This is a genomic window from Leisingera sp. F5 (assembly GCF_001593695.1).
Map to the genome: position 1 here is coordinate 1 of NZ_LUKH01000722.1, position 1,794 is coordinate 1,794.

At 62.6% G+C, this 1,794-nt stretch carries 2 protein-coding genes; both read left to right on the forward strand.

Annotated features, from left to right (window positions below; translation table 11 throughout):
- Positions 1-964: NADH:ubiquinone reductase (Na(+)-transporting) subunit A (gene nqrA, locus A2I95_RS35235; RefSeq protein ID WP_291737217.1), on the forward strand; the 964-nt coding region annotated here is incomplete at its 5' end.
- A gap of 5 nt (positions 965-969) precedes the next feature.
- Positions 970-1,794: RnfABCDGE type electron transport complex subunit D (locus A2I95_RS35240; protein WP_291737218.1), on the forward strand; the 825-nt coding region annotated here is incomplete at its 3' end.

Consider the following 1,794-nt stretch of genomic DNA (forward strand, 5'->3'; position numbering starts at 1 on the left):
CTGGACTTCGTTCCGCACCCGTCCCTATTCCAAAATGCCGCTGCCGGGCTCCAAACCTGCTGCGATCTTTGTGACTGCGATGGACAGCGAGCCGCTGGCCGGTGATGCCGCGCTGATTATCAATGACGCTGCTGAGGCATTTGCGGCAGGTCTGAAAGCGCTGACCCTGCTGACCGACGGCACCACCTTCCTGTGCCAGAAGGCAGGCGACAGCATTCCGGGCACCGATGTTGCCGGTGTCGAGGCTGCCGCGTTCTCCGGCCCGCATCCCAGCGGTCTGGCCGGCACCCACATCCATTTCCTGCACCCGGTGAAGGGTGACGACGAGCTTTGGACGATTTCCTATCAGGACGTGATTGCGATTGGCCGCCTGCTGCAGACCGGTCATCTGGATCCCTCCACTGTTGTTGCGCTGGCCGGTCCTGCTGCGCGCCAGCCCCGTCTGGTCCGTACCGTTGCGGGCGCCTCCACCGATGAGCTGACCCGCGGCGAGATTGCTGCAGACGGTCCGGTGCGGGTGATTTCAGGCTCGATCTTGTCGGGCCGTCAGGCATCAGGTTCGTTTGCCTATCTGGGCCGCTTTGCCCGCCAGGTCGCCCTGATCCAGGAAGACCGCAAGCAGATCCCGCTGGGCTGGATCCGCCCCATGGGCGGCAAATACGCGGTGCAGCCGGTGCTGGGGTCCGCCCTGTCGCGCAAGCTGTTCGGCCTGACCAGCAACCTCAACGGCGGCCGCCGGGCGATGGTGCCCACCGGCACGTTCGAGCAGTTGATGCCGCAGGACTACCTGCCGACGCAATTGCTGCGCGCGCTGCTGGTGATGGACACCGATACTGCACAGGCGCTGGGTGCGCTGGAGCTGGACGAAGAGGACATGGGCCTCGTCGGCTTTGCCTGCCCGGCCAAGTATGAATACGGGCAAGCGCTGCGCGACTGCCTCGCCAAGATTGAAAAGGAGGGCTGAGCCGGATGGGATTGCGCAGCTTCTTTGACAGGATCGAGCCCCATTTCGAAAAGGGCGGCAAGTACGAAAAGTACTTCCCCGTCTACGAAATGGTGGAGAGCTTCCTTTATACCCCGAAAACCGTGACCACCGCGGCGCCGCATGCGCGTTCATACATCGATATGAAGCGGATCATGACCTATGTGGTGATCGCCACAATCCCCTGCATTCTGTGGGGCATGTGGAACACTGGCTATCAGGCGAACTCGGCGATTGCCGCGCTGGGGGCAGATGCGGCCACCGGCTGGCGGATTGCCATCCTGCAGATGTTCGGCATCTCGCTGGATGCGGCGAACCCGATGGCCAATGTGGCGCATGGGTTCCTGTATTTCCTGCCGATCTATCTGGTGACGCTGATTGCCGGCGGTATTTTCGAGGTGATCTTTGCCACCGTGCGCGGCCATGAGGTGAACGAGGGCTTCCTTGTGACCTCGATGCTGTACACGCTGATCATGCCGGCCTCGGCGCCGCTGTGGCAGGTGGCATTGGGCATCATCTTTGGCGTGGTGATCGGCAAGGAAGTCTTTGGCGGCACCGGCAAGAACTTCCTGAACCCGGCACTGACCGGCCGGGCGTTCCTGTATTTCGCCTATCCGGCCAATATGTCGGGCGACAGTGTCTGGACCCCGGTTGACGGGTTTTCCGGCGCCACCGCGCTGGGTGTCTCGGCTGCCGAAGGCGTGCAATCGCTGGCGGCCAAGGGCATCGAATGGTCTGATGCGTTTTATGGCACCATTCAGGGCAGCTTTGGCGAGACCTCGACCGTGGCCTGCGCCATTGGCCTAGCGTTC